Source organism: Thioalkalivibrio sp. ALE23 (assembly GCF_000378545.1).
Taxonomy (GTDB): Bacteria; Pseudomonadota; Gammaproteobacteria; order Ectothiorhodospirales; family Ectothiorhodospiraceae; genus Thioalkalivibrio.
In genome coordinates this window covers 1-1449 of sequence record NZ_KB900081.1, presented here as the reverse complement: position 1 = coordinate 1449, position 1449 = coordinate 1, and the positions used below count along the sequence as shown (strand labels likewise).

2 protein-coding genes are annotated in these 1449 nt (G+C 60.3%); both read right to left on the bottom strand.

All coding sequences use genetic code 11. The features are described from left to right. Window positions 1–72 precede the first annotated feature (72 nt). The gene (locus F573_RS0113980; RefSeq protein WP_019023108.1) at window positions 73–501 is read right to left on the bottom strand and encodes a hypothetical protein; all 429 of its coding nucleotides are present in this window, start codon (window positions 499–501) and stop codon (window positions 73–75) included. 15 nt (window positions 502–516) lie between these two features. Beyond that, a complete protein-coding gene (locus F573_RS0113975) occupies window positions 517–1047 on the bottom strand; it encodes a hypothetical protein (RefSeq protein ID WP_019023107.1) in 531 nt (176 codons plus the stop codon). Between the last annotated feature and the right edge of the window lie 402 nt (window positions 1048–1449).

Below are 1449 nucleotides of genomic sequence, written 5' to 3'. Positions count from 1 at the left end.
AATCACCCCGAAAGCGATGACGTAGCAAGAACGCCCCGGCGTTAGACGCGGGGAGGCTCAAGCAGTCGAAACTCACCGACCCGCCTCCCCGTTGTCAGTTGGTAATTTCAGTTCCGCGGCAAACTCTTCACGGGCCTGTTCGTCCCGGAGCTTCTCCAGAGCACCCGAAAGTCGCCTGTACTCGATGTACGTGATTCTTACGGCATCGTCGCCTTTGGACGTTTCCCGCGCCTGATCGATTTTATCCCGCATCTCGGGGTGCTCCTGATAGGCCTCTTCGATTTCATCGTATCGCTCCTCCGAAATCTCCGAGGACATCCCCACCAGCAAAACAAGAATGGTCGCGGCCGTCATGGAATTGGGAAATACGATATTCCTTCCATCCTCTCCCTCTTCCATCAGTCCGGCAACAGTCACCCCCGCAAGAACGATAAACACGATCAAAAGCGACACCTGCCACCACGCCATATCGGCGATCGCAATCCAGATTCCCTCAACCATCCCTCGGTCCTTTTTTTACTGTGACTCGTCTTCGCTTTCGCGTCGCTGCAACCAAAAATCCCCATCCCGGGCCTGTCCGCCGATGAGCAACTGAACCGCCTGCGCCAGATCCAACTCCTTTGCGGCAATCGGCTGCCCATCGCGGATTGCACCGCGAGCGGCGAGGGCGCGCACGCGCTCGATCAGCGGATCGACCAGGACGGCGTCTCCGGTGCGTGCCTCCTCGGTCCGGGCATACTGGAGGTAGTGCTCCACCCACCAGGCGGTATAGCGGTGCTCGCTTTCGAGGCGGGCGAGGGCTTTGTCCAGTTCTTTCGCTGCATTCTCGAACCGAATGCGGACCTCTTCGGCATAGGCCTCGGCATCCGATCGCACCGTAGCCGGGAGGTCGTGTGCGGGGTTGCCGATATCCACCTGGCCTTCGATCACATACCGTCGCCCATTGGCATGGAAGTCCTGGGGCCAGTCCCAGACCTCGGTGCGCAGCGCGCGGGCGGTTTCCTTCAGGTATCGAACGAGTTCCCGGCAATGCTCGTTTTGTGGCACTGAATGTCTCCTTTGTCCGGTTCGTGCAGCAAACGCTCCATGACGCAGTCCGGAAGGGGCGCCTCGTGCCCCCGGAATATTCGAGCTCGTGAGCATAGAGCTTCGGGTCGTGTACTTCGCTCATGGTTTCTTCGCGTTTCGGTTTCAGGCTACCGTGAGATTCCGCGGTGTCGATTTCTTCGGTGGACACTGGCGTCCGGGAAAGGCCGCGGTTGCTCATGGGGGGAGGGGCTAATCTCGGGTAGCCTGATCGACACCAGGCCACGGCCGGTTTCGGTTTGCGGGGTACTCGGGCAAGGCGCAAGGCGGCAGAATCTCCGGGCGCGGCCGAACGGAATGGACCGTGTTTGGATGACCTTCCTCGCCGGGCCAGGCCCCGTGAACCAGGTGATACACCCGCAG

Coding starts and splice junctions, on each gene's coding strand:
- F573_RS0113980 (WP_019023108.1), bottom strand. CDS start 501: ATGGTTGAGGGAATCTGGATTGCGATCGCCGATATGGCGTGGTGGCAG.